This is a genomic window from Streptomyces sp. NPDC045955, assembly GCF_056430805.1.
The window spans coordinates 439,505-464,391 of sequence record NZ_JBWKKY010000001.1 but is presented as its reverse complement, the minus strand read 5'-3'; the positions used below and the strand labels follow the sequence as shown (position 1 = coordinate 464,391).

Sequence of the window (24,887 nt, the reverse complement as noted above, 5' to 3'; positions counted from 1 at the left end):
CCTCCGAGCAGTCGAACGATGCCGGTGACCGCTCCCGTGGTCGAGTGCCTCGGTGTGCCCATCACCGCGCACACCCGCGACAGTGCGGCCCGCCATGTCGTGCACCTGGCCGGCCGGATGCGCGAGGCACGGCAGGGACTCACCGACGAACCCGGCGCCTCCGGCGGCCCGCGCGGCAGTGACGTTCACCTGTCCAACGCCTACACGCTCGCCCTGGCCGACCGGGACCCCGAGCTGCGCGGCATCCTCCGCTCAGCCTCCCTCAACCTCCCTGACGGGCAGCCGGTCGTGTGGGCCAACCGGCTGCTCTACCCGAGCACCGCCCTGCCGGGCACACGGGTCTACGGCCCCGACCTCCTCACGGACGTCTTCGCCCTGACCGAGCACACCGACCTGAACCACTACCTTCTCGGCTCCACGCCCCAGGTCCTCGACGCACTCCACCGGGAGCTGCGGCGGCGCTATCCCGGGGCGCGGATCGCGGGCACCAGTTCCCCGCCCTTCCGTCCCCTGACCGCCCACGAACGGCGGCAGCAGGTGGAGCAGATCCGCTCCGCCGCGGCCGACATCGTCTGGGTCGGACTCGGCACCCCCAAGCAGGACCGCTGGGCCGCCGAACTGTGCGACGCACTGCCCGTGGTGGCCGTGGCCGTGGGCGCGGCCTTCGACTTCGTCGCCGGCAACAAGCCGCAGGCACCGCACTGGATGCGGCACAACGGACTGGAATGGCTGTTCCGGTTCGGCTGCGAACCCCGCCGCCTGTGGCGCCGGTACCTGTTCGGCAACGCGCGCTTCGTCCACGGGGTGGTGCGCCAGGCGACACAGCCGGTGCGAGCGGACAGCGGTGCGGTGATCGAGGCACCCGGTCGCCTGAATTCGGGCCGCCTCGCCCGCCGTGGCCGAAAGACTCCCGCCAGGGTTCCCGAGGTGCGGTCATGACGATCACTCCGGTGAGCCCCCGAGACGCCCGGCGGCGCGTCGTCGTGGTGCAGCCCTACGTCCCCGGTTACCGGACATCGTTCTTCAATCACCTGCAGGAACGGCTGAACTCCGAGGGTGTTGCCCTGGAAGTGCTGTACGGGCTCGTACCGCCGCAGCAGGCGGCCCGGCGCGACGCCGCTCCCTGCGCCTGCGCGGTACAGGTACCTTCGCGACGGCTGCCCGCTCCCGGCGGACGGTCTCTTCTCTGGCGTCAGGTGACGGACCGGGCCGCTTCCGCCGATGTGGTGGTACTGGAGCAGGCACTGCGGAATCTGGAGGCCTACCCGCTGTTGTTGCGCCAGATGGTCCGACGGGCCGGGGGACACCCGCCGCGGATCGCGTTCTGGGGCCACGGGCGCACCTACACCAAGAAGACGAGCCGGTTCCAGGAGGTTGCCAAGGACGCCCTCACGAGGCAGGCCGCCTGGTTCTTCGCCTACACGGAAGGGGGAGCCTCGTACGTCAGCTCGCGGGGCTTCCCCCGCGAAAGGATCACCGTCCTGCGCAACTCCGTGGACACCACGGAGCTGACCGTCACGCGTGACCGGGCGGACATCCAGGGCACGCCCGAACATGCCGCAGCCGCCGCGCTGCGCGAGCGCCACCGTCTCCAGCCGGGACGAACAGCACTGTACGTGGGGGGACTTGACGCCCCCAAGCGAATCCCCTTCCTGCTCCAGTGCGCGCGGCGGGTCGCGGCCGGGCTGCCGGGCTTCAAGCTGCTGGTGGCGGGAGACGGTGTCGACCGGTCCCTGGTGGAAGCCGTGGCCTGCGCACCGGACAGCCCGGTGGTGGCTCTGGGCCACCGTGCCGGCCAGGACGTCGCACTGCTCGGAGCGGTGTCGGACGTCATGCTGATGCCCGGGCGGGTGGGCCTGTGCGCGGTGGACTCGTTCGCCCTCCGGACACCCATCGTCACCACCGACTGGCCATGGCACGCGCCCGAGTTCGAATACCTGGAGCACGGACGAAACGCCGTTGTCAGCCGAGACGATCCGCAGGCCTACGCGGTGGCGGTGCAACAGGTGCTGAACGACCGTTCCCACCTGGAATCTCTACGCGAAGCGTGCCGCAAGGACGCCGCCACCTACACGGCGGACGGCATGGCGGAGCGCTTCTGTGGCGGGTTGCTGCATATTCTCGGGAGCAGTGTGTGACCCGACTTGAGGAACTTCACGGACCGGCGAGCGAATCAATGAAGGGTGTCAGTGAAATGACGGTTCCAAGGTCGCCGGACAGATGGACGAATTCGCGCGCATACGGTGTCCTGCCCGTTCGGCTCCGGCGCTCGATCACCAAGCCTGTCCGCACCATGCGGCCATGGCTCTACGGGCCATGGCCCGCCGCCCTCAACGGGCAGCGATTCCGTCAGAACCTGTTCCGCTCCCTGGTGCGCGAACTCCAGCCCCGGGCGGTCTTCGAATCCGGAACCTACTGCGGAGGGTCGACGCAGTTCCTGTGGCACCTGTCCGGTGCTCCCGTGTTCACCGTCGAAAAGAATCGCGGATTCGCGCGCTGCGCCGCGATGCGTTTCCGCGGAAATCCAGACGTCCGGGTGCTCAACGAGGACTCCCGGGATGCTCTGCGGACGCTGCGTGACTCCGCCCGGTTTCCCCGGTCGCGCGTCCTGTTCTACCTGGACGCCCACTGGGAGAAAGATCTTCCCCTCCGGGAGGAAGTCGACATCATCACCAAGGCGTGGACGGACTCGGTCATCGTCATCGACGACTTCAAGGTCCCCGACGACGCCGGGTACGCATTCGACACCTATGGCGACCTGCAGCTGTCGATGGAGTATCTCGGGGACACCGTCGCGCCCTACGACACGTTCTGGCCGAACTGCCCGTCCGGCATGGAGAGCGGGCGCCGGCGCGGGTGCGTGGTGCTGGCCGCCCCGGGCGTAGCGCAGCAGGTGTCCGAGCTCCCTGAAGTGCGTCGCGCCGATGCTCTCGCAGTGCCCGAGCGGTGAGGCGAGGACCGGGAGGGAAGGCCATGGGGCAGTCGGCGGCACCCGTGACGCGGGTGGTCGTGCTGATCGCCTGTCACAACCGTCGCGAGACCACGGTCCGGTGCCTGCGGTCGCTGATCGGGCAGGGCGGACCCGAGGTCTCGGTGCGTGTCGTTCTCACCGACGACGGCAGCACCGACGGCACCGCACGCGCTGCCCGCGAGGCATGGCCAGGCATCCATGTGCTCCAGGGCAACGGCAGGCTGTTCTGGGCGAAGGCGATGGCACTCGCGGCGTCGGCCGCGGGCGACTACGACTTCCTCCTCTGGCTCAACGACGACGTGATCTTGGACCCCGGAGCGCTGTCGGACTTGCTCCGCACCCACGGGTCGCTCTCCGGTTCGGACAAGGGTGACCTGATCGTCGTGGGCGCTCTGCGTGATCCGCACTCCGACGCGGTGACGTACTCGGGTGTTCACCGGCGCAGCCGTCTGCGCCCGGTGCACTTCACCACGGTCGCTCCGGCCGAAAGGCCGGTTCGCGCCGAGACCATGAACGGGAACCTGGTACTGATCCCCCGCCCTGTGGCCGAACGTGTCGGGCAGATCGACGCCGGCTTCAGCCATGGGCTGGCCGACTTCGACTACGGTCTGCGCGCCGGGCGCCTCGGATGTGCCGTCTGGGTCGCAGCCGGAACGCTGGGCACCTGTGCGCGCAACCCCACAGCGGGGAGCTGGACCGATCCCGCTCTGACCGTCCGGCAGCGGATGCGTCTGGCGTGCGCCCCGAAGGGCCTTCCGCCGGGCAGCTGGTTGCGGTTCACGCGGCGGCACGCCGGTCCCGTATGGCCGCTGTACTGGCTCTCACCGTACGCGCGGCTCCTCGCCGGTGCGGCTCTCGTCCGAATGCGCGGTGGAGCGCAGGTCCTCGGCAGGTAGTTCCGAAACAGCCCGGGAAAATCCGAACGCCATACGGCAGGAAATCCCGACTTCATGTCCATGTGGCTCTGCGGCGCGTGCGACGGGTTCGTTCCATACAGCCATGGCAAACTGATCCGGCGTGGGCTGCCACGCGCGGCGGAGGAGGAACCGTGACAAGCGGAGTGGATATGCAGCGCGCCGCGACTGCGGATATCTGCGGCAACCGGGATGACTGGTCCTTCCATGTCACCAGCGATCCGCTGACTCGTTTCCTGCGCGATCGTCGTTTGCGGATCGCTCTGCACATGCTGCGCGGGCGGGGACTTCTTGATCCGGCAGGGCAGAGTGTTCTGATCGTGTGCGGTGGTGTGGGCGGGGAAGGGGTCTTCCTCAGCCGTTGCGGGTTCACTGACGTGACGGTCAGCGATCTGTCCGAAGAGGCACTCGAGGTCTGCCGCAGCCTTGATCCGAAAATTCGGACATTGCCTCTGAACGCGGAGAACATGGCCGAGATTCCCGACTCCAGTTACGACCTGGTACTGGTCCAGGACGGTCTGCACCATTTGCCGCGGCCGGTCCTGGGTTTCACGGAGATGCTTCGGGTGGCCCGGAAGGCCGTCGTCGTGATCGAGCCGCACGAGGGTCTGGTGGGCAGGCTCATCGGCACCGAGTGGGAGCGGCAAGGGGAATTCGTCAACTATGTCTTCCGGTGGAATCGCTCGCTGGTGAACCAGGCCACCCGAAGTTATCTCCTGTGCCCGCAGGCCGTCGTGCTGCTCCGCAGGCTGTGGGACCACAGCCTCGCCGTCGGCAAGGTGGCGGGCCGCTTCCCGGAGCGTTGGCGCCTGACGGCGGCCAAGGCTGTCTACCAGGCGCTGCGGCCGGTGAACCGGCTCGGCAACATGATGGTCGCGGTGGTGGTGAAGGCGGACGGCGGCCCGGCACACCGGAGCGGACGGTGAACCTCGCACACGAACCGCGCCCGGAACTGATGGCGATGTACGCGCCGGCCTGCCGGTCAGTTGTACCGCGATGATCCGAGGCGCGCCGCCCGAGAGGTCCACATCGAGGGCGACCAAAGGGCTGCGATGGACGCTTTTCGGGACGTTCGCAACATTCGTAGCCCAGTTGGCGTACACCGCGGTGATGAGCCGGCTGCTCACACCGGGAGACTTCGGGTTGCTCGCGCTCGCCCTGTTCGTGCTCCGCTTCGTGAGCCACTTCGCGCAGGGAGGTCTGAGCTCGGCCATCGTGCAGCGTCCCGTACTGGAAGCACGTGACCTCCGGGCGACTTTCACCCTCAGTATCACAACCGGACTCGTCGCCTATGCGGTGCTCTGGCTGCTGGCGCCGTACGCCGTCACGATCCTGGGCGCCCCCCCGGCGCTGACATCCGTGTGCCGAGCGCTGGGGCTCACCTTGGTGATCTCCGCCGTGGGCTCGACCGCCACCGGGCTCCTCCGCAGATCCATGCGCTACCGGACCATCGCCCTGATCGAGCTCGGCTCCTATGTGGCCGGGTACTGCGGTATCGGCCTCATGTCCGCGCTGACGGGGAGTGGGATCTGGAGCCTGGTGTACGCAGCCATCGGCCAGTCCGCACTGATGACGCTCGGGAGTTACACGTTCGCGAGGCACGACCTTCGACTGCTGGTCGCCGGCGTTCCGATGAGGAAGATGTCATCGTTCGGCGCGAAAGTGTCACTCGTGGGATTCCTTGAGTTCCTGACGATCGGCATCGACAACCTCCTTGTCGGCAGATACGCGGGCATTGAGGCGCTGGGGCAGTACAACCGGGCCATACTGATCGCCGTGCTGCCGTTGCAACAAATCGCCACGGCGGTCGGGAAGGTGCTCTTCCCGATCTTCAGTCGTATGCAACTCGACCATGAGCGGCTCAGGAGCGCGTACCTCGACAGTATGGCGCTGTCCACTCTTCTCTTTCTGCCGATGGCGGCCGCCATCGGTGCCGGCGCCAGCAGTTTCGTGCTCGTTCTGCTGGGTGGAGGCTGGCACTTGGCCGCCCAACTCGTTCCCGTTCTGGCGGCAGCAGCAGCGCTGCATGTCGTCGTGTATTTCCCGGCATCGATGGCGGAGGCGATCGGGAAAGTACCGATGAAGGCGTTGATCGAATGCCTGCATCTGGCAACCCTGTTGCTGGGTGCCGGCCTCGTGGTGGTGTGCGATGGCGGACTCCTCGGCTTGGTCATCGCCGTGCTGGTGGGCCGCCTCCTCCAACACACCCTGTACCTGTTGTGGATGGACCGGGTGATTCCGAGATCTCTGCGGCAGGTACTGAAGGTCTATGCGCAGTCCGTCGCTGTCGCAGTGGCCGTCGGCCTGGCCGTTGCCGGTGTCGGCCGTGCGATCGGGGAGTTCGCGCCCACGCCGGTGACGCTGATCGCCCAGGTCGCCACGATGGGACTCGCTGGCGTCTCGGTTGTCCTCTGGGGCGGTTGTCTCGACGGTACCCGGGTCGCGCGAGAGCGTGCACTGATCCCGACATCACTCGTGACGAAGACCAGGAAGGCTGCCGCATGCGAGTAGCGATCGCTGCACCCATCGACCTCCGGCACTTGTCGCGGATGCTCGACCCAGCCATCGAAAGCACGGTCCCCGAGGGGATGGTGGCGCCGGTGGCCACTTCCTTGGCTGTGGAGCTGTGCCGCAGCGACCACGAGATCACGGTCGTCACACTCAGTACTGACGTGACGGTCCCGGTGCAGCGGCGTATCGGGGCCGCGCAGGTCCTGGTCGGTCCTTATCGTGCGCGGCACCGCGCCAGGGACGCATTCCGGCACGAGCGGAACACCGTGCGGGAGCTGCTCGATTCAGTGGACACAGATCTGATCCACGCCCACTGGACGTACGAGTTCGGGTTGGGTGCGCTCGCGAGCAGGCACCCCTGCCTCATCAGCGTGCACGACTGGGCCCCGGCGATTCTGCGTCATCATCCTGATCCCTATCGGTTGGTCAGACTACTGATGCAGGTTCGTTGCCTGGGAAAGACGCGGGAACTCGCCGCGGTCTCGCCCTATATTCAAGACCGACTCCGGGGCATCGGCCGACGTTCTGCATATCTCCTACCCAATGGACTTCCCTCCAAGTTCTTTGCGAACAGCCCGCCGATGCGCGACGCGCCGGTACATCAAATCCTCTCGGTGAATTCGCATTTTTCTTCGCTGAAGAATGTGGGTGCTCTGCTTCAAGCTTTTCAGACGGTTCGCGAACAACTTGGTGATGTCGAACTGATGCTGGTGGGCCGGGATTTTGAAGCCGGCGGCCCGGCAGAGACCTGGGCACGCGCGCGTGGTCTTGCCGTCGGAACCGTATTCGCTGGTCCCATGCGGGCCGAGGACATCCTCACGGCCATGGATCGTGCTGATATCTTCGTGGCCCCCACGCTGGAGGAATCATTCGGCATGACGGTCCTCGAAGCCATGGCGCGAGGGTTGCCGATCGTGGCGGGCCACGCCTCAGGCGCGGTCCCGTGGCTGCTCGGGTTCGGCAGCGCGGGAGAGCTGGTTGACGTCCGGCAACCGGATGAGATCGCTGCCGCGGTTGTCCGCATGGCTCGCGACCCTGAGCGCAGGATGCTGCTGAGCGGCCAAGCGCTACGTCGTGCCCGGCGTTTCGCTTGGCCCAGCCTGGTGCGCTCCTATGAAGCCCGGTACCGCCGTGTCGCCACGGCCAGCGGTGGGCACCGCTGATTCCCTCGGACACGGCCAGGTACCGGCCCTCACCGCTGAACAAGCCGATCGAGGCCCTGGATCACCTCGGAGACACCACGTTCGGCCTACCGTCGCACCAGGGCGCAGAAGTGGCCCGCGCTCTCAGGGCCGACAACCAGTTCGTAGCGATCGTCCTCGGCGAGAAAATCTCGGACGGCCTGTTCCGGGCCGGAGGAGAAGTATCGGTAGTCGTCGACCATCAGGACGGAGCCAGGTCGCGTCTTCGGCCCGAGGAGCCGTAGGCCCGTCAGGATGGGCTTGTACAAGTCGAAGTCGAGATATCCGAACGCCACGACCTCCGGCAGCTCCCGAACGTCTGGGGTGATGAAGCCGGCGACGATGTGGGTGCGCTCGGTGGGGAAACCCACCGAGGCGAGATGCTGCCGGACAAGCTGCTGTGGGAACGACATCGCGGACTCGTAGCTGTCCATCGATCCCCGGTTTTCGATGTCGTCGAGGAGTCTGTCTTCGGCGGTGGGACGAGACAGGCCCTGAAACGAGTCGTACAGCCACAAGTCCCGACCGTCATTCAGAATTTCGTTCGCCAGCAGCGCCGAGGTGGCGCCCTGAGCGACGCCCATCTCGACGACATCACCCTCACCACTGTCCCGCGCGGACTGCAGCCAGTGCAGAAGGAACATCGCCTCACCGATCTCTGTCCCGACAAGCTTCGTCAGCAGTGGGAGTCGGCCTTCCCGGTCCCGCAGGTCAGGAAAGACGCGCTCGACGTAGACGTCATACAGGCTCCGCACCGCGCGGGCGTATCGCCTTCGGCCGGCCTCTTCCTCCCCCATCGTGATCACGCGAGCCCCGGCAACACCGAGGAAGCGGTCGAGAGTGGACCGTGTCACTGTCCTTACATTGGGCATGTAACGACTCTATCCATCAAAAATCGGGTGACCCAGTCTCCTGCTTGGCGAGTTGTGGGCCGAAGTCGACGCCTCCGCTGCATCCGCACGACCTGATTCCTGCTGAAGAGAATCATGAATTCTGTCGCGGAAGAGCAGGACATCGCATTGGAGCATCTGACCTGTTCTTCGATCTGCAAAGCCAGGCACCACACCCATCAGTGTCAGGCCATATCGGCGTTGGGCAAGGTCAAGTGCCTCGGCCAACTGCAGGCCACCTTCGTACAGAGGAACACAGGAGACCTCCATCTGGAGTCCTACGCAATCATGGATACGGTCTCCCGCCCCGCGCAGGACTGCCTCCTCGTATCCCTGCACATCGAGCTTGAGGAAGACGCGGTCTCCCGGGCGCGTCACCTCGGGCCACAATGCCTCCAGACGACGCTGCGTGATCTCCTGCCGGTCCACATAGCCAGATTCCGGACAGGCATCGAGGTGTTTCGGGAGCATCGGCAGGATGGAACTGCTCGCCGCGTCATTTCCGGACACGTTGATGACGACAGTGGCATCCTCGTGGCCCAGCGCGTAGGGGAACACTGTCCACAGCGCATCCGTGGCCGCACGGCGGTGCAGGGCCTCCAGCGGTCTGCTCAGTGGTTCGAAAGAGACGATGCGCCCCCGGTACCCGAATCGACGGAGCATGGCCCCGTACTGTCCGCGGTTGGCCCCCACATCGATGACCACATCGATGTCGAAGTGGGACAGCAATTGCACAAGGCGGTTCTCGAGAGAACCCGCGGGGAACCGACTCACATCGATACCGAAGTGCTGAGCAATCGTACGGGCTCGTCGAAGAAAGGTCACCCCGACATTGTGGCTCTTCTCTTCGTAAGTCCGTGGAACGCGGGCTCGCGCGTCGCCATGTCAGCCGGAGGCGCGGTGGAACGCCGTGCAGAGCCGTCGGTCCCGGACGCGGCCGGTGTGGACGACAAGGACGCCTTATCACCTGGCGGTCGATGTTCCTGGGCCGAGAGCAGGACGGCCCAGTTGAGAGCCAGGAGCATCAAGTTGCACGAGAGGCCGCCCAATCTCTCCATCGGAGACTCGGTAAGACAACGGATCAGAATCATCACCTGGAGAGCGAGAAGCAACCCCCCAGTTTCTCGGGAGAGTCGCTTACTGTGCACCAGCATGACCGAAAGAAATGAAATGAGCCCGATAAAGCCAATGACTCCATAGGCTCCCAGCGTTTGGAGTGCTTGGTTGTGCGCTTGTCCTACCCAGAAGAGAGACGGGTCACGCATGACCTCCATGCGATATTCAATGGAGAAGAGAGTGGGGCCGTACCCGGTCAGCGGATTCTGTCGAAGTTCCGCCATGGCGTAGTTCCACGCCAGCGTGCGCCCGTTCAGCGTACCGATCTCGCCGTCACTCATTGCGTCGGCAAGGAGCATCTGTGTCTTTTCCATGAGAAGCGCTGCAGCGAGCAAGGAAACGCAACTCATGAACAACGCGAACTTGGGGATGCCATGTCGTTGACGTTGGTGAACTCGCTGGAAGCACAGCAACGCAATGAGGCAGAGCCAGGCTGTACGCGACTGGGTCAGAAGAAGGACGGCACCAGCAGCAAGTGCGTGAAAAATCCACCCGCGCCGCCGGAACAGGGAGTGCGCCTCCAGGGCCAGGGAAACTGCGGCCACCGGCCCCAGGAAGTTCGGGTGCGTCGTAAGTCCAATAAGCCTCCCCATGCCGAGCCCCAGATAATCTCTGAAGATCGCCAGGTCTGCCGCGGTTGTGAGTTGCTCAAAAGCCCATTCAGGGGCAACGATGACCGACAGCAGACTGCCCCACACATAGACGCGGGCGATACGACGGACGTCGGAAATTGTACGCTCTATCGGTGGCGGCTGCCCCAGGCAGAATGCCGCGAGCACGAGCGGAGCTGTCAGGAGTTCTTGCCAGGAGCTGCTGAATGCATCAAGGGCTGCCGAGATGATCGGTCCTGCGAAAAACAGAAACCCGACGACCAGCAGAACTCCACGATTCCGGCTCAGAAAACCCTTCCGCCATGATGTGAGAATCGTGATGATCGAAAGTGCGACGAGCATTGCTGTGAGCGATTGCGCCACAGTCAATCGCCATCCGACATACGGGTTCATCTCGGCAGTGATGTCCCGTGAGGCGTCACGCCGCACCAGGAGAGAATTTACCGCCGGTCCAATTCCTGCCAGATACAGCAGCATACGTTTGGAAATTGCGCCGACGCCGTCCAAAATTCCCTCCGTATGGTAGGAGCAGGTCAATGATGTGCGGCGCGGAATAATGAGACACATAACCCCGCATGCTGCTGGAACCGGACCGATGAGTGATCCGCAGAGCGTCCTACTGCTTGGCCAGCTCTCGGAACGAATGGCTCCGGCCCGACGTGTTCGGCAGCGGAAGGGCACTCAGCTCGGCGTCGACCATCAGCCGGGCCAGTTCCGGGGCTCGCACCGTCGGGCGCCACCCCAGGATCCGCTCGGCCTTCGATGCGTCTCCCACGAGGTCGTCCACCTCGGTCGGCCGCAGGTATCGCTCGTCGAACCGCACGTGGTCCCGCCAGTCGAGGCCGACATGGGCGAAGCACTGCTCGACGAAGTCGCGCACGCTGTAGCTGACGCCGGTGGCGACCACGTAGTCGTCCGGTTCGTCCTGTTGCAGCATCCGCCACATCGCCTCGACGTACTCCGCCGCGTATCCCCAGTCCCGCCGGGCGTCGAGGTTGCCCAGATAGACCACGTCCTCCAGGCCGGCCTTGATGCGCGCGGCGGCCGTGGCCACCTTGCGGGTGACGAAGGTCGGGCCGCGGCGAGGAGACTCGTGGTTGAACAGGATGCCGTTGACCGCGAACATCCCGTACGCCTCACGGTAGTTGCGCGTCGCCCAGTACGCGTAGACCTTGGCGACCCCGTACGGGGAGCGGGGGTGGAAGGGGGTGCCCTCGTGCTGAGGCGGCGGGGAGGCACCGAACATCTCGGAGCTGGACGCCTGGTAGAACCGGCAGGGCAGGCCCGTCGTCCTGATCGCCTCCAGCAACCGCGTGGTACCCAGTCCGGTGGCGTCCCCGGTGAACTCGGGCTCGTCGAACGAGACCCGCACATGGGACTGGGCGGCCAGATGGTAGACCTCGTCGGGGCGCAGCCGCTCCAGCAGCCCCGCGATCCGGGTTCCGTCGGTCAGGTCGCCGTAGTGCAGGAAGAGACGCGCCCCGGGGTCGTGCGGATCCCGGTAGAGATGGTCGATGCGTTGCGTGTTGAAGGTCGAGGCGCGGCGGACGATTCCATGCACCACGTACCCCTTCTCCAGCAGCAGTTCTGCGAGGTAGGAGCCGTCCTGGCCGGTGATGCCGGTGATGAGCGCGGTCTTGTCCGTCACGCGGATTCCTTTGCTGGGCTGTGCGGGCTGGAAAGCGCACCTGAGCGGGGCGGGAAGCGGCGGGCGCGGCTCACTTCCTGGCGACCAGGGACTTGGGAAGTCCTGCGAAGCGTTCGAACCAGATGGTGGAAGCGGGGAAGTAGGACCGCATCTCGGCCGCGGACAGCAGCTCGACCTCCTGGACGTCGCGGGTGGCCTGCGCACGCCCCGCGCGTGGGATGTGCCCGTGCCCCCAGTGCCGGGAGACGGCGACGCGAGCCGGGAACGGGAGCCATTGAAGCCCTGGGAACAGCCAGTGGGGTTCGACGGGGAAGTAGCGGTAGGGGGTCTGCACCCAATGGTGGTCCGCGTGGCTGTGCACCGTGTCGGCGAACTGCTTCCGCCGGTGGTGCCCTCCCACGTGCTCCAGGACGGAGTTCGAGTACACCAGGTCGAATCGCCGGGTGACCATGTGCGTCGGCAGCGAGAGGCTGCACGCGTCCGCGACGACGGGCGTGATTCCGGACTCGGCATGCCGGGCCGTGCGCGGGTCGAGATTGACGGTCACCACGTGGGCCGGCCGAACGGGCGCGTCACGCCAGGCGGCCGGGGTGCCGCCGAGGTCGAGAACATGCATGTCGGCCAGGGCGGGAAAGCATCGCAGCAGTTCGTCCCAGCGCTTGGCGCGAGCCGAGTGGGCAAGGGTCCCGGGCCTCCTGGGGTCGGCGATCTTCGTCTTCAGCATGCTGCTCCCTCTCGGCCCGAACTCCGGCACCTCTGGCACCCGGCAAGAATACGGAAATCGGCGCTATAGTCCGCTTCATGACGTTGTGTCGCGTTTTCAGTGGTTGTACCATTTCCATCCAGCTCGTGGACGTTCCGTCGTCACAGCGCGCGGAGTCGGCGGCCCTTGACGCACCGTCCGCGAAGGAGGGCAGCGAAGCCCATGGCCGCCTTCACTGATGCCGGTGCCACGGTTCGGGACGCCTCGGGGGCTCCGGTGGCGGACGGGAGGGTGCACCGCCCCCTCGACCGCTCGGCGCGCGTGTTCGTGGCCGGGGGCTCCGGGCTGGTCGGTTCGGCGGTGCGCAGGGAACTCGGCCGTGAACGGTTCGCCGATGTGGTCGCGCCCGGCTCGGCGGAGCTGGACCTGAGGGAGCGGCGAGCGGTGTTCGACTGGTTCGCGGCCAGGCGCCCGGACGTGGTGGTACTGGCCGCGGCGCGCGTGGGCGGGATCAAGGCGAACGCCACCCGGCCCGCGGAGTTCCTCTCCGACAACCTGCGCATCCAGGTGAACGTGCTGGACGCGGCCCTGGAGCACGGCGTGGAGCGGCTGCTGTTCCTGGGGTCCAGCTGCATCTACCCGAAGTTCGCCGAGCAGCCGATCCGCGAGGAAGCGCTGCTGACGGGCCCTCTGGAGCCGACCAACGACGCCTACGCCATCGCCAAGATCGCCGGCATCCTGCACGTGCAGGCGGTACGTCGCCAGTACGGGCTGCCCTGGATCTCCGCCATGCCGACCAATCTGTACGGGCCGGGTGACAACTTCCACCCCGAGCACTCCCACGTGCTGCCGTCCCTGATGCGGCGCTTCCACGAGGCGAAGAAGTCGGGTGCGCGACGGGTCGTGAACTGGGGCAGCGGCACGCCCCGTCGGGAGTTCCTCCATGCGGACGATCTGGCACGGGCGTGTCTGCACCTGATCGAGCACTACGACGCGGACAGTCCGGTCAACGTCGGCACCGGCACGGACCTGACCATCCGGGAGCTGACGGAGCTCGTCGCGGACATCACGGGGTACCGGGGGAGCGTCGAGTGGGACACGAAGCAGCCGGACGGTACTCCCCGCAAACTGCTCGACGTGTCCCGGCTCACCGCGCTCGGCTGGGCTCCTCGCGTCGGCCTGCGGGAAGGCATTGCCCGGACCTACGCCTGGTACGTGGAAAACCTCGAGTCCGGCACGCTGCGGAACTGACGGTCTCCGCGGCGGCCGGACCCGGAGCCGGGGGCGAATCGCCAGCGGCGCCGGTCCTCCCGCGGCGCACGGGTCGTCCTGGCCGGCGTGTGTGAGGGGCAGGACAGCAGGGCGCCGTCCGGCACGAACTCAGTGACGCCACCCAGCCCTGGAGGGTGAGAACGAGCGCCTTCCCGCAGAGCCCTGCTTCGGGCGGCCGGGGACCGCAACGGCCGACAGCAGGACTCCGGCGGCGACCTGAGTGGCGCCGCCGGAGGACCCGCTGTCGGCCGCCGGTATCGCACGGGCAACGGTCGGATCGGCAGGGGTGGTCAGTTGTGCTGGCGTCGCCGGACGGCCACCATCGTGCCGACCCCGAGAGCCAGCAGCGCCGCCGTTCCGCCCAGCATGACGAGCGAACGGTCCTCACCGGTGTCGGCGAGGTGAGGCTTGTGCGGGCGTACGAAGATCTTGGCCTTCAAGGACTTGTTCGATTCCAGGCCCTTGAGGCGGAAGATGTGCTTGCCCGGGTCCGTCCACTTGGGGATGGTGACGGTGCCCTCCACCGTGCCGTTCGCGTCGGCGGTGAAGCGGCCCAGCTTGACCGGCTTCGAGAACAGGACTGCGGCTACCCCCTCGTTCGGATCGAACCCGGTCCCTGTGAAGCCGAGGTCGTCTCCTGCGTCGACGGTGGTGGCGGTGAGGGTCAGCTCCGGAGGGCCGGGTGGATAGGGCTGGGCGTGGGCGGGTTGGGCCCCGATGACTGGAACTGCGGCCAGGACAGCGGAGGCTGCCGCGGTCGCGAAAGCGGCACGACACTTCGATGACGCCGTCATCGCATTCACGCTCCTCAAGTGGATATAGGCGACGGCATGGTCCGACCCCGAGTACGGTATGTGCATAGTTAGCCTTGGGTGGGGCTTGTTAAGCGACTTAGGAGGGTATGACGCCTTTTGGCGTAGGTAGATCACCGGACTGGCCGCCAGTCCTCCGGATTCGAGGCCCCGATTTGCTCGATATGTGCTATTCGGTTGGTCGGCGCCTGGCGGCCGCCCCGACCGGCGAGGCCGTGCTTCGACACGTGTCGCTCTTTCGGGGGCGCTGATGTCGCCCGGCGGAGACGCCGATGACGGACCCGCGCCAGATGTCCTGATCTCCTCTTCTTCTCTTCCTGGAGGGTGCGTGCCCCTGTTCCGCGTACTTGTGGTGTGCACCGGCAACGTCTTCCGCTCCCCGCTTGCCGAGTGCCTGCTCAGGCACCGGTTGCTCGATCATCGGCAAGACATCCGAGTGAGCAGTGCCGGCACCCGGGCCGTCGTGGGTGTGCCGATGGCGGCCGCCGTCACCTCCTTCCTCGTCGCGCGCGGTGTGGAGCCCTGCGGGGTGGGCGCCCGCCGACTGACCAAGGACATGGTCGAGAACGCGGACTTGGTGCTGGGCGCTGCGCGGGAGCATCGTGAGGCCGCTGTGCGGCTCTCTCCTGTGCGTGCGTTGTCCCGTGCGTTCACCTTCCTCGAGTTCGCCCGGCTGGTGCGGTCGGAAGACGCCGCAGGCGCGGTGGATCCGGCCGCACGGTTTGCTGCCCTTGTGCAGGGCGCGGCCGCTCGCCGTGGTGCCGTATCGGCGCGTAGAGGTGGTGTGGACGTGAAAGACCCTCTTGGGGCGCCCCCGCCGCAAGTGCACGAGTGCCTGGTTCAGATCGAGGGGACCGTGGAGCGGATCGCCGCACCCATGCGGACCGGATGGCATGCGTCTTCGTCGGCTGTGGGCCGGGCCGAGTCCGAGATGTGAACGCTCACCTCCTTGACGTGCTCATGGTGCCTCAGTTTCCTGGTAGGTGCGCGGCGCACATGGGAGCGCTCCCATAACTGTTCCGGGGCCGCGCCTCCCCGAGAGGAAGCAGCCATGTTCCGCACTCTGCGAAGAGCGCTGTGCGTCGCCGCGGCGCTCCTGTTACCCCTGGCCGGTACCCAGTCGGCACGGGCCGACGCCGATGTCGACGCGCAGGCCGGCGCCGGCTACTGGCACACCAGCGGCCGGCAGATCCTGGACGCGGCCGGGCAGCCGGTCCGTATCGCCGGCGTCAACTGGTTCGGCTTCGAAACCGACATCCACGTCGTCCACGGCCTGTGGGCCCGCGACTACAAGAGCATGATCGACCAGATGAAGTCGCTGGGCTACAACACCATCCGCATGCCCTACAGCGACGACATCCTCAAGCCCGGCGCCATGCCCGGGAGCATCAACTACGACGGCAAGAACACCGACCTGCGGGGCCTGACGTCGCTGCAGGTCCTGGACCGGATCGTGGCCTACGCCGGTCAGGCCGGCCTCAAGATCGTCCTCGATCGGCACCGCCCGGACGCGGCCGGCCAGTCGGCGCTCTGGTACACGGCGTCGGTCCCCGAGTCCACCTGGATCGCGGGCCTCAAGTCCCTCGCGACGCGCTACAAGGGCAACCCCACCGTCGTCGGCATCGACCTGCACAACGAGCCCCACGACCCCGCCTGCTGGGGCTGCGGCGACCCGGCCCGGGACTGGCGGCTGGCCGCCCAGCGCGCGGGCAACGCGGTGCTGTCGGTCAACCCCGAGCTGCTGATCATGGTGGAGGGCGTGCAGTCGCACAACGGCGTCAACGGCTGGTGGGGCGGCAACCTCATGGGCGTCGCCCAGTACCCGGTCCAGCTGGACGTCCCGAACCGGCTGGTGTACTCGGCTCACGACTACGCCACGTCCGTGGCCCAGCAGTCGTGGTTCGGCGACCCGTCCTTCCCCGCCAACATGCCGGGGATCTGGGACAAGTACTGGGGTTACATCTTCAAGCAGAACATCGCGCCGGTCTGGCTCGGCGAGTTCGGTACGACGCTGCAGCCGGCGGTGGACCAGAAGTGGCTGGCCGAGCTGGTGAAGTACCTGCGCTCGACGTCGGGGTACGGCGCCGACAGCTTCCACTGGACGTTCTGGTCCTGGAACCCCAACTCGGGTGACACGGGCGGCATCCTGAAGGACGACTGGCAGACCGTGGACACCGCGAAGGACGGATACCTGGCGGCGGTCAAGGCGCCGGGCTTCGAGGGCGGCGGTTCCGGACCCGGCCCGGGCGGCCCGGGTGACCCCGGCGGTACGGCCGCCTGCTCCGCCGCCTACACCGTCAGCAGCGACTGGGGCGGCGGTTTCAACGCCGAGGTGAAGGTGACCAACACCGGAATCGTGCCGCTCAAGTCCTGGAAGGTGAGCTGGACATGGTCCGGCTCGCAGAAGGTCACCAGCATGTGGAACGCCTCGCACACCCAGAGCGGCGCGACCGTCACGGCGGTGAACGCCGCGCACAACGGCAGTGTGCCCGCGGGAGGTTCGGCGAGCTTCGGCCTGGGCGGTGCGCCCGGGGGCGGGAGCGTGCCGGGCGTGAGCTGTACGGCGACCTGACCGCGAGTGAGGTGGGAGGGGAGAGGCGTTCCGGAAATCGCCAGAACGCCCCTGTTTCTGAAGGCGCTTGAACAGATGTGATGACTCGATTCGGTCAAGTCTTGGTCGAATACGTACGTGCAGGGCGCGCTCTTCCGAAACGATGCGGGACGGACCGTGGGACCCACGGTCCTGACCCCCCTCACCGTTCTGAGAGAACTTCATGAGAAGAAGCGCAGCCGTCCTGTGCGGCGCGACCGTCGTCCTGGCCGGGACGCTCACCGCCGTCCCCGCCAGCGCCAGCGCGCCGCAGTCCGCGAACACTGCCCAGGCCGCGAAGGTCACGTGGAAGAAGTGCGGCACGGAGGACTCCCCGACGCTCCAGTGCGCGTCGGTGAAGGTGCCGCTCGACTACGCCAAGCCGCAGGGGAAGCAGATCACGCTGGCGCTGTCCCGCGTGCCGCACACCGCCAAGACGTTCCAGGGCCCGCTGCTGGTCAACCCCGGCGGCCCCGGCGGCAGTGGCCTGTCGCTGGCCGGTTTCGTCGCCTCCTCCCTGCCGAAGGAGGTCGCAGCCCAGTACGACGTCGTCGGGTTCGACCCGCGCGGCGTGGGCAAGAGCCAGCCCGCGCTGGACTGCAAGCCGGGCCACTTCGACCCCGTGCGCCCCGACTCCGTGCCCAGCACGCCCGCGCTGGAGAAGGCCAACCTCGACCGCGCCAAGTCCTTCGCCCAGGCCTGCGGCAAGAAGTACGCCGACGTCCTGCCGTACATCAACACGGTCAGCGCCGTGAAGGACATGGACTCGATCCGCAAGGCCCTCGGTGCCAAGAAGATCAACTACTTCGGCTACTCGTACGGCACCTACCTCGGCTCGGTCTACGCCAAGCTGTTCCCCGAGCGGGTGCGGCGCCTGGTGCTGGACTCGATCGTCGACCCGACCGGGGTCTGGTACGACGACAACATCCAGCAGGACTACGCCTTCGACAAGCGTCACAAGGCGCTCATGGCGTGGATCGCCAAGTACGACTCGACGTACAAGCTCGGCACCGACCCGAAGAAGGTCGAGGCCAAGTGGTACGCGATGCGGGCGGCCCTGGCCAAGAAGCCGGCGGGCGGCAAGGTGGGCGCCTCCGAGCTGGAGGACATCTTCATACCCGGCGGCTACAACAACGCCTACTGGCCCACCCTCGCCCAGACGTTCGCGGCGTACGTCAACAAGAAGGACACCGCCGCGCTGGTGAAGGCGTACGACAACATCGCCGCCATCGACGCCTCCGGCGACAACGGCTACAGCGTCTACACCTCGGTGCAGTGCCGTGACGCGTCCTGGCCGCGCGACTGGAAGCAGTGGCGCAAGGACAACTGGGCGGTGTACGAGAAGGCGCCGTTCATGACCTGGAACAACGCCTGGTACAACGCACCGTGCGCGTTCTGGCCGACGAAGTCGCTGAAGCCGGTCAACGTGGCCAACGCCAAGCTCCCGCCGGTGCTGCTGTTCCAGGCGACGGACGACGCGGCCACCCCGTACCAGGGCGGTGTCACCATGCACCGGCTGCTGAAGGGCTCCAGCCTGGTGGTGGAGCAGGGCGGCGGCAATCACGGCATCTCGCTGAGCGGCAACGCCTGCCTCGACAAGTACCTGGCGACGTACCTCACCAGCGGCAAGGTGCCGCACGGCAGCGGCGTGGCCGACGCGGTCTGCAAGAAGCTGCCCGACCCGAAGCCGCAGGCCACGGCCGGGAAGACGCCGAGCACGGGCCAGTCGGCCCTCGCGACGGTCGGCGACACCCTGCGCGGGATCCTGGGGTCCGGGGTCTGAGCGCGCCTGCGTGAGCACTGCCTGACGTGAGATGAGGGGCGCCCGGTACCTGCCGGGCGCCCCTTGCGTGGTCACGCGCGACCGCTGCCTCCGTACGAGGCGATCAAACGCGCCAGATGCCGCCCCGCCACCTCCAGCGGGGTCTCGCTGCGGGCGACCTGGGACGCCAGTTCGGCCCCTTCCAGCGTGGCGATCACCGTGTGGGCCAGATCCTCCGCGTCCGCTTCGGCGAACCCCGCGGCGACCAGCTTCGCGGCGACCACGGCCCGCCAGCGGGCGAACGCCTCGGCCGCCGCCTGCTGGATGCCGGGTGCGCCGGCCGCCGTGCCGACGACAGTCGAGGTGACCGGGCAGCCGTCGAGCCAGTCGGACTCGCGCAGGCCCTGGGCGAGGGAGGCGGTGAGCGCGACGAGGGCCCGCGCCGGGTCCGGCTCCGCGTCGAGCGACTCGCGCAGCAGCTCGGTGAACTCCTCGTCGCCGAGCCGCACCGCGGCCGTGCCGAGCTCCTGCTTGCCGCCGGGGAAGAAGTGGTAGACCGAGCCGAGCGTCGCCCCGGCCTCGCGGGAGATCTGCTTGATGCCGGTGCCCTCGTAGCCCTGGCGCTGCATCAGCCGTGAGGCGGTACGGACGATCCGCTCGCGGGTGCCGGCGGTCTCGAGGTCGTGCGGGGCCTTGGTCTTCACGCCGCCACCTTACCGAGTTGGAGCGATCGCTCTAGTCATCGTGCTAGGTTCCTCTCTGGATAGAGCGTTCGTTCTAGTCGCCGTTTCAGTGATCCCAGGGAGATTTCTGTGAGTCCGTCCGCTGTGAGTCCCTCTGCCGCGCAGTCCTCGTCCGGCATCTCGTCAGTCACCGTCATCGGTCTCGGCCCCATGGGCCGCGCGATGGCCGGTGCCTATCTGGACGCCGGCTACGACGTCACCGTCTGGAACCGCACCGCCACCCGCGCCGACGAGCTGGTGGCCAGGGGCGCGGTGCGCGCCGCCACCGTGGAGGAAGCGCTGGCGGCAGGCGAGGTGGTGGTGCTGAGCCTCACCGACTACGCCGCGATGTACGCCATCCTGGAGCCCGCCGCCGCGGCACTGGCCGGCAGGGTCCTGGTCAACCTCAGTTCGGACACGCCGGAGAGGGCCCGCGAGGGGGCGGCCTGGGCGGCCAAGCACGGGGCGCGTCACCTCACCGGCGGAGTCCAGACACCGCCGTCCGGCATCGGCTCGCCGGAGTTCGACACCTTCTACAGCGGACCCCGGGACCTCTTCGAGCGGTACGAGGACGTTCTGAAGGTCATCACGGGCACCGACTACCGCGGGGAGGACCCGGGCCTGGCCGCGCTCTACTACCAGCTCCAGATGGACCTCTTCTGGACCACCCTGACCGCCTGGCTGCACACTCTGGCGCTGGCGGACGCGAACGGCATCAGCGCCTCGGAGATCACGCCGTACGCGGCGCAGACGCTGGGCGGGATGGGTCAGTTCCTCGACTTCTACACGCCGCGGATCGAGGCGGGGCGGCACTCGGGCGACGTCGAGCGGATCTCCATGGCCGTGGCGAGCATGGAACACGTCGTGCACACGGCGCGGGACGCGGGCGTGGACCCGGCCCTGCCCGCCGCGGTGCTGGAGGCGTTCCGGCGCGCGTCGGCGGAGGGCTACCCGGAGGACAGCCTGACCCGGCTGTTCGAGGTGTTCGGGAGGGGCGCGGCTGCCTGAGTACGAGCGAGGGCGCCCCGCACCGGCGGGGCGCCCTCGCTCTCGTCGAACGCGAGAGGGATCAGAGCTTCTCGATCACGTAGTCGACGCACTTCGTGAGGGCCTCGATGTCCGCCGGGTCGATCGCCGGGAACATCGCGACGCGCAGCTGGTTGCGGCCGAGCTTGCGGTAGGGCTCGGTGTCGACGATGCCGTTGGCGCGCAGGACCTTGGCGACGGCGGCGGCGTCCACCTCGTCCGTGAAGTCGATCGTGCCGATGACCTGGGAGCGCTTGGCCGGGTCGGTGACGAACGGGTTCGCGAACTTGACGTCCTCGGCCCAGCCGTACAGCGTCCGCGCGGAGGTGGCGGTGCGGCGCACCGACCAGTCCAGGCCGCCCTGGCCGTTGATCCACTCCAGCTGCTCGTTGAGGAGGAACAGCGTGGCGAGGGCCGGGGTGTTGTACGTCTGGTTCTTGCGGGAGTTGTCGATCGCAGTCGGCAACGAGAAGAACTCCGGGACGTGCCGGCCGGAGGCGTGGACGCGCTCCGCGCGCTCGATCGCGGCGGGGGAGAAGACGCCGATCCACAGGCCGCCGTCGGAGGCGAAGGACTTCTGCGGGGCGAAGTAGTAGACGTCCGTCTCGGCGATGTCGACGGGGAGGCCGCCGGCACCGGAGGTGGCGTCGACGAGCACCAGGGCGCCCTCGTCGGCGCCGGCCACGCGCTTGATCGGCATGGCGACACCGGTCGAGGTCTCGTTGTGGGTGAAGGCGTACACGTCGACGCCCGCCTCGGCGACCGGCTCGGGGTGCGTGCCCGGGTCGCTGGAGATGACGTCCGGCTCGGCCAGCCAGGGGGCGAGCTTGGCGGCCTTGGCGAACTTGGAGGAGAACTCGCCGAAGCTGAGGTGCTGCGACTTGTTCTCGATCAGGCCGTGCGTCGCGATGTCCCAGAACGCGGTGGAGCCGCCGTTGCCGAGGACCACCTCGTACCCGTCGGGGAGCTGGAACAGCTCACGGATGCCCTCACGCACCTTGCCGACCAGGTTCTTGACGGGGGCCTGGCGGTGGGAGGTGCCGAGCAGGGACGTACCGGTGGCGGCCAGGGCGTCCAGCGCCTCCACCCGCACCTTGGAGGGGCCCGCGCCGAATCGACCGTCGGCGGGCTTGATGTCAGCAGGAATCTGGATCTCAGCCACGCTCTGGAGGTTAGCCGGTGAGGAAACCTGGGCGAAACGCGTTCCGTCGGGTGAGACGGGGTTCCTGTCGACGTGAGGCTGGTTTGCTGGACGTATGACGGATCTTGAGGCCGAGCTGCGCAAGGTCGTCCGGGGCGATGTGGGCTTCGACGTCACCTCCCGGGCACTGGTCACCATGGACGCCTCCAACTACCGCCGGGTCCCGCTCGGCGTCGTCGCCCCGCGCGACGCCGAGGACGTGGCCGGCGTGCTGGAGGTGTGCCGGGCCCACGGCGTGCCGGTGGTGCCCCGGGGCGGGGGCACGTCCATCGCGGGGCAGGCCACCGGAACGGGTGTCGTCCTGGACTTCACCCGGCACATGAACCGGCTGGTCACCCTGGATCCCGAGGCGCGTACGGCCGTCGTGCAGCCGGGGCTGGTGCTCGACCGGCTCCAGGAGGCGGCGGCCCCGCACGGGCTGCGGTTCGGGCCCGACCCCTCCACCCACAGCCGCTGCACGCTCGGCGGCATGATCGGCAACAACTCGTGCGGCTCGCACTCGGTGGCCTGGGGGACGACCGCCGACAGTGTGCGCGAGCTGGACGTGATCACCGCGCGCGGGCGGCGGCTGCGGCTCGGGCAGGAGTGGGCCGGGGCGCCGGACGGCCTGCGGGAGCTGGTGGACGGCGAACTGGCCCGGCTGCGCACGGGCTTCCCGGAGCTGCCCCGCCGCATCTCCGGATACGCGCTGGACGCCCTGCTGCCCGAGCGGGGCGCCGACGTGGCCCGCTCCTTCTGCGGTTCCGAGGGCACGCTGGGCGTGCTGACGGAGGCGGTCGTACGGCTCGTCGAGGCACCACGCGCGCGTGCCCTGGCCGTGCTGGGCTACGCCGATGAGAGCGCGGCGGCGGAGGCGGCGGCCGGGCTGCTGCCGTTCGGTCCGCTGACGGTGGAGGGCATGGCGGCGGACCTGGTGCCGTCCCCGGCCGCGCTGCCGCGGGGCGCGGCCTGGCTGTTCGTGGAGACCGGCGGTGAGTCGGCCGGGGAGGCACGCGCGCGTGCGGAGGCGATCGTGCGGGCGGCCGATGTCGTGGACGCCCTGGTGATGACCGACCCGGCGGGGCAGCGTGTGCTGTGGCGGATCCGGGAGGACGCGAGCGGTACGGCGACCCGGATGCCGGACGGGACGGAGGCCTGGCCCGGCTGGGAGGACTGCGCGGTGCCGCCCGCCCGGCTCGGGGCGTACCTGCGGGACTTCCGGGCGCTGCTGGCCGCCCACGGGCTGCGCGGCACGCCGTACGGGCACTTCGGGGACGGCTGCATCCACGTCCGGATCGACTTCGACCTGCTGACCGAGCCCGGCATCGTCCGGTTCCGCCGCTTCTCGGAGGAACTCGCGGAGCTGGTGGTGGCGCACGGCGGTTCGCTGTCCGGGGAGCACGGCGACGGGCAGGCGCGGGCGGAGCTGCTGCCCAGGATGTACGGGCCGGAGATGGTCGGCCTGTTCGAGCGGGCGAAGGGCGTGTGGGACCCGGACGACCTGCTCAACCCCGGCATGCTGGTGCGCCCCGCGCCCCTGGACGCCGGCCTGCGCTTCTCCGTCCTCCCCCGCGAGCCCGTCGACGTCGCCTTCGGCTATCCCTCCGACGGCGGTGACTTCTCGGCGGCGGTGCGGCGCTGCGTGGGCGTCGCCAAGTGCCGTACGACGTCGGTGTCCGGCTCCGCCGTCATGTGCCCGTCCTTCCGGGCGACCGGCGAGGAGCAGCACTCCACGCGCGGGCGGGCCCGGCTGCTGCACGAGATGCTCGCCGGCGAGGTGGTGACCGACGGCTGGCGCTCCACGGAGGTGCGGGACGCCCTGGACCTGTGTCTGTCCTGCAAGGGCTGCCGGTCGGACTGCCCGGTGGAGGTGGACATGGCCACGTACAAGGCGGAGTTCCTCCACCACCACTACGCCGGCCGGCTCCGGCCCGCCGCGCACTACGCGATGGGCCGGCTGCCCGTGTGGCTCCGCGCCGTGTCCCGTACGCACACGGCACGGCTGGTCAACGCCCTGGCCCGGCTGCGGCCCTTCGCCCGGGCGGCGAAACGGCTGGGCGGCATCGCCCCCGAGCGCGAGATCCCCCGGGTGGCGACACGGACGTTCAGCCGGTGGTGGGAGCGGCGACGGGCACGAGGGACCTCCGCGCAGGGCGACCTGGTCGTCCTGTGGCCCGACACCTTCACCGAGTACCTCTCGCCCTCCGTGGGGCGGGCCGCCGTGCGGGTGCTGGAGGCGGCCGGGCTGCGGGTGGCGCTGCCGCCGACCGTGCGTCTGGAGAAACCGCCGGTGGGCGACGGCAGGACCGTCGCGCTCGACCCGCTGTCCCTGCTGCGGGGCCGGGGCCACGTCTGCTGCGGGCTGACGTACGTGTCGACGGGGCAGCTGGACCGCGCCCGAGCGGTCATGCGCCGCACGCTCGACCTGATGGAACCGGTGCTGGAGACCGACGCGCCGGTCGTGGTCCTGGAGCCGAGCTGCGCCGCTGCCCTGCGCACGGACGTCCCCGAGCTGCTGCACGACGACCCGCGCGCGGCCCGCCTCGCCGCCAAGGTCCTCACCTTCGCGGAGACGCTGGAGCGCCACGCCCCCGACTGGACACCACCGCGCGTCGACCGCCCGGTGGCCGGCCAGACCCACTGCCACCAGCACGCGGTGCTGGGCGACGCCGCCGACCGCCGGCTGCGCGGAGCCGCTCGGCTCACCGGCGAGCTGAGCGGCGGCTGCTGCGGCCTCGCGGGGAACTTCGGCTTCGAGAGGGGCCACTACGAGGTGTCCGCCGCGTGCGCCGGGGAACAGCTCCTGCCGTCGGTACGGGACGCCCCCGACGGCACGGTCGTCCTGGCGGACGGCTTCTCCTGCCGCACGCAGCTGGAGCAGCTGGCGGGCGTGCGGGGCAGGCACCTGGCGGAGGTACTGGCGGCGGTACTGGAGGGAGAAGAAGGGAACGGCCCGGAGGACGGGCGGTGAACCGGGC

At 68.3% G+C, this 24,887-nt stretch carries 21 protein-coding genes; 13 read left to right on the top strand and 8 right to left on the bottom strand.

The features are described 5' to 3' along the window. Positions 1 to 24 precede the first annotated feature (24 nt). The 7 genes from AC07F0_RS02110 to AC07F0_RS02080 all read left to right on the top strand — a co-directional run bounded on the left by AC07F0_RS02110 (position 25) and on the right by AC07F0_RS02080 (position 7,559). On the top strand, positions 25 to 939 hold the full coding sequence (locus AC07F0_RS02110; protein ID WP_478973068.1) for a WecB/TagA/CpsF family glycosyltransferase: 915 nt from the start codon (positions 25 to 27) through the stop codon (positions 937 to 939). Then, positions 936 to 2,138, top strand: coding sequence for a glycosyltransferase family 4 protein (locus AC07F0_RS02105; protein ID WP_478973065.1), 1,203 nt, complete (start codon positions 936 to 938; stop codon positions 2,136 to 2,138). Before AC07F0_RS02110 ends, AC07F0_RS02105 begins: the two co-directional genes overlap by 4 nt. Next, positions 2,135 to 2,950, top strand: coding sequence for an O-methyltransferase (locus tag AC07F0_RS02100; protein WP_478973062.1), 816 nt, complete (start codon positions 2,135 to 2,137; stop codon positions 2,948 to 2,950). The genes AC07F0_RS02105 and AC07F0_RS02100 overlap by 4 nt, the downstream gene beginning before the upstream one ends. A 23-nt stretch (positions 2,951 to 2,973) precedes the next feature. After that, positions 2,974 to 3,867 carry a glycosyltransferase family 2 protein gene (locus AC07F0_RS02095; protein ID WP_478973059.1) on the top strand — a complete coding sequence of 298 codons (894 nt, stop codon included), beginning with the start codon at positions 2,974 to 2,976 and terminating at the stop codon, positions 3,865 to 3,867. Positions 3,868 to 4,019: 152 nt separating this feature from the next. Beyond that, positions 4,020 to 4,811 (top strand): class I SAM-dependent methyltransferase, encoded by a 792-nt coding sequence (locus tag AC07F0_RS02090; protein WP_478973056.1) that lies wholly within the window; start codon positions 4,020 to 4,022, stop codon positions 4,809 to 4,811. Between the two features lie 70 nt (positions 4,812 to 4,881). Then, positions 4,882 to 6,396 carry a lipopolysaccharide biosynthesis protein gene (locus AC07F0_RS02085; protein WP_478973053.1) on the top strand — a complete coding sequence of 505 codons (1,515 nt, stop codon included), beginning with the start codon at positions 4,882 to 4,884 and terminating at the stop codon, positions 6,394 to 6,396. Continuing rightward, the gene (locus AC07F0_RS02080) at positions 6,387 to 7,559 is read left to right on the top strand and encodes a glycosyltransferase family 4 protein (RefSeq protein WP_478973050.1); all 1,173 of its coding nucleotides are present in this window, start codon (positions 6,387 to 6,389) and stop codon (positions 7,557 to 7,559) included. The genes AC07F0_RS02085 and AC07F0_RS02080 overlap by 10 nt, the downstream gene beginning before the upstream one ends. Positions 7,560 to 7,645: 86 nt before the next feature. Here AC07F0_RS02080 and AC07F0_RS02075 read toward each other — a convergent pair whose 3' ends face one another. The 5 genes from AC07F0_RS02075 to AC07F0_RS02055 form a co-directional block, all read right to left on the bottom strand. Then, positions 7,646 to 8,431 (bottom strand): TylF/MycF/NovP-related O-methyltransferase, encoded by a 786-nt coding sequence (locus AC07F0_RS02075; RefSeq protein WP_478973047.1) that lies wholly within the window; start codon positions 8,429 to 8,431, stop codon positions 7,646 to 7,648. A gap of 27 nt (positions 8,432 to 8,458) precedes the next feature. Further along, positions 8,459 to 9,292 carry an FkbM family methyltransferase gene (locus tag AC07F0_RS02070; RefSeq protein WP_478973044.1) on the bottom strand — a complete coding sequence of 278 codons (834 nt, stop codon included), beginning with the start codon at positions 9,290 to 9,292 and terminating at the stop codon, positions 8,459 to 8,461. Then, the gene (locus AC07F0_RS02065; protein WP_478973041.1) at positions 9,289 to 10,701 is read right to left on the bottom strand and encodes an O-antigen ligase family protein; all 1,413 of its coding nucleotides are present in this window, start codon (positions 10,699 to 10,701) and stop codon (positions 9,289 to 9,291) included. The genes AC07F0_RS02070 and AC07F0_RS02065 overlap by 4 nt, the downstream gene beginning before the upstream one ends. Before the next feature lie 109 nt (positions 10,702 to 10,810). After that, positions 10,811 to 11,842 carry a GDP-mannose 4,6-dehydratase gene (gmd, locus tag AC07F0_RS02060; protein WP_478973038.1) on the bottom strand — a complete coding sequence of 344 codons (1,032 nt, stop codon included), beginning with the start codon at positions 11,840 to 11,842 and terminating at the stop codon, positions 10,811 to 10,813. A gap of 70 nt (positions 11,843 to 11,912) precedes the next feature. Then, entirely contained in the window at positions 11,913 to 12,566 is a 654-nt protein-coding gene (locus AC07F0_RS02055) for an SAM-dependent methyltransferase (RefSeq protein WP_478973036.1), read from the bottom strand. Between the two features lie 201 nt (positions 12,567 to 12,767). Here AC07F0_RS02055 and AC07F0_RS02050 point away from each other — a divergent pair, with 201 nt between their 5' ends. After that, positions 12,768 to 13,796, top strand: coding sequence for a GDP-L-fucose synthase family protein (locus AC07F0_RS02050; protein ID WP_478973033.1), 1,029 nt, complete (start codon positions 12,768 to 12,770; stop codon positions 13,794 to 13,796). Between the two features lie 311 nt (positions 13,797 to 14,107). On the opposite strand, the gene AC07F0_RS02045 is transcribed toward AC07F0_RS02050, so the two are convergent. Further along, complete coding sequence (locus AC07F0_RS02045; RefSeq protein ID WP_478973030.1) at positions 14,108 to 14,611, bottom strand: hypothetical protein; 504 nt, start codon at positions 14,609 to 14,611, stop codon at positions 14,108 to 14,110. Between the two features lie 346 nt (positions 14,612 to 14,957). On the opposite strand from AC07F0_RS02045, the gene AC07F0_RS02040 reads away from it, so the two are divergent. The 3 genes from AC07F0_RS02040 (at position 14,958) to AC07F0_RS02030 (ending at position 19,002) form a co-directional block, all read left to right on the top strand. After that, positions 14,958 to 15,566 carry an arsenate reductase/protein-tyrosine-phosphatase family protein gene (locus AC07F0_RS02040; protein ID WP_478973027.1) on the top strand — a complete coding sequence of 203 codons (609 nt, stop codon included), beginning with the start codon at positions 14,958 to 14,960 and terminating at the stop codon, positions 15,564 to 15,566. Positions 15,567 to 15,680: 114 nt separating this feature from the next. Next, the gene (locus AC07F0_RS02035) at positions 15,681 to 17,201 is read left to right on the top strand and encodes a cellulase family glycosylhydrolase (protein WP_478973024.1); all 1,521 of its coding nucleotides are present in this window, start codon (positions 15,681 to 15,683) and stop codon (positions 17,199 to 17,201) included. A 202-nt stretch (positions 17,202 to 17,403) separates the two neighbouring features. Next, positions 17,404 to 19,002 carry an alpha/beta hydrolase gene (locus AC07F0_RS02030; protein WP_478973021.1) on the top strand — a complete coding sequence of 533 codons (1,599 nt, stop codon included), beginning with the start codon at positions 17,404 to 17,406 and terminating at the stop codon, positions 19,000 to 19,002. A gap of 71 nt (positions 19,003 to 19,073) precedes the next feature. Here the strand turns inward: AC07F0_RS02030 and AC07F0_RS02025 are convergent, their stop codons facing one another. Further along, on the bottom strand, positions 19,074 to 19,685 hold the full coding sequence (locus tag AC07F0_RS02025; RefSeq protein WP_478973018.1) for a TetR/AcrR family transcriptional regulator: 612 nt from the start codon (positions 19,683 to 19,685) through the stop codon (positions 19,074 to 19,076). 108 nt (positions 19,686 to 19,793) lie between these two features. On the opposite strand from AC07F0_RS02025, the gene AC07F0_RS02020 reads away from it, so the two are divergent. Beyond that, the gene (locus AC07F0_RS02020) at positions 19,794 to 20,711 is read left to right on the top strand and encodes an NAD(P)-dependent oxidoreductase (RefSeq protein WP_478973015.1); all 918 of its coding nucleotides are present in this window, start codon (positions 19,794 to 19,796) and stop codon (positions 20,709 to 20,711) included. A gap of 61 nt (positions 20,712 to 20,772) precedes the next feature. Here AC07F0_RS02020 and serC read toward each other — a convergent pair whose 3' ends face one another. Continuing rightward, complete coding sequence (gene serC, locus AC07F0_RS02015) at positions 20,773 to 21,891, bottom strand: phosphoserine transaminase (protein ID WP_029180894.1); 1,119 nt, start codon at positions 21,889 to 21,891, stop codon at positions 20,773 to 20,775. 94 nt (positions 21,892 to 21,985) lie between these two features. Between serC and AC07F0_RS02010 the strand changes: the two genes are divergently transcribed. Next, complete coding sequence (locus AC07F0_RS02010) at positions 21,986 to 24,880, top strand: FAD-binding and (Fe-S)-binding domain-containing protein (protein ID WP_478973012.1); 2,895 nt, start codon at positions 21,986 to 21,988, stop codon at positions 24,878 to 24,880. Positions 24,881 to 24,887 lie beyond the last annotated feature (7 nt).

Bases quoted from the DNA above. Each gene is read 5' to 3' on its own strand.
- AC07F0_RS02105 (WP_478973065.1), top strand. From the start codon at position 936: ATGACGATCACTCCGGTGAGCCCCCGAGACGCCCGGCGGCGCGTCGTC.
- AC07F0_RS02095 (WP_478973059.1), top strand. From the start codon at position 2,974: ATGGGGCAGTCGGCGGCACCCGTGACGCGGGTGGTCGTGCTGATCGCC.
- AC07F0_RS02085 (WP_478973053.1), top strand. From the start codon at position 4,882: ATGATCCGAGGCGCGCCGCCCGAGAGGTCCACATCGAGGGCGACCAAA.
- AC07F0_RS02080 (WP_478973050.1), top strand. From the start codon at position 6,387: ATGCGAGTAGCGATCGCTGCACCCATCGACCTCCGGCACTTGTCGCGG.
- AC07F0_RS02055 (WP_478973036.1), bottom strand. From the start codon at position 12,566: ATGCTGAAGACGAAGATCGCCGACCCCAGGAGGCCCGGGACCCTTGCC.
- AC07F0_RS02050 (WP_478973033.1), top strand. From the start codon at position 12,768: ATGGCCGCCTTCACTGATGCCGGTGCCACGGTTCGGGACGCCTCGGGG.
- AC07F0_RS02045 (WP_478973030.1), bottom strand. From the start codon at position 14,611: ATGACGGCGTCATCGAAGTGTCGTGCCGCTTTCGCGACCGCGGCAGCC.
- AC07F0_RS02035 (WP_478973024.1), top strand. From the start codon at position 15,681: ATGTTCCGCACTCTGCGAAGAGCGCTGTGCGTCGCCGCGGCGCTCCTG.
- AC07F0_RS02030 (WP_478973021.1), top strand. From the start codon at position 17,404: ATGAGAAGAAGCGCAGCCGTCCTGTGCGGCGCGACCGTCGTCCTGGCC.
- AC07F0_RS02010 (WP_478973012.1), top strand. From the start codon at position 21,986: ATGACGGATCTTGAGGCCGAGCTGCGCAAGGTCGTCCGGGGCGATGTG.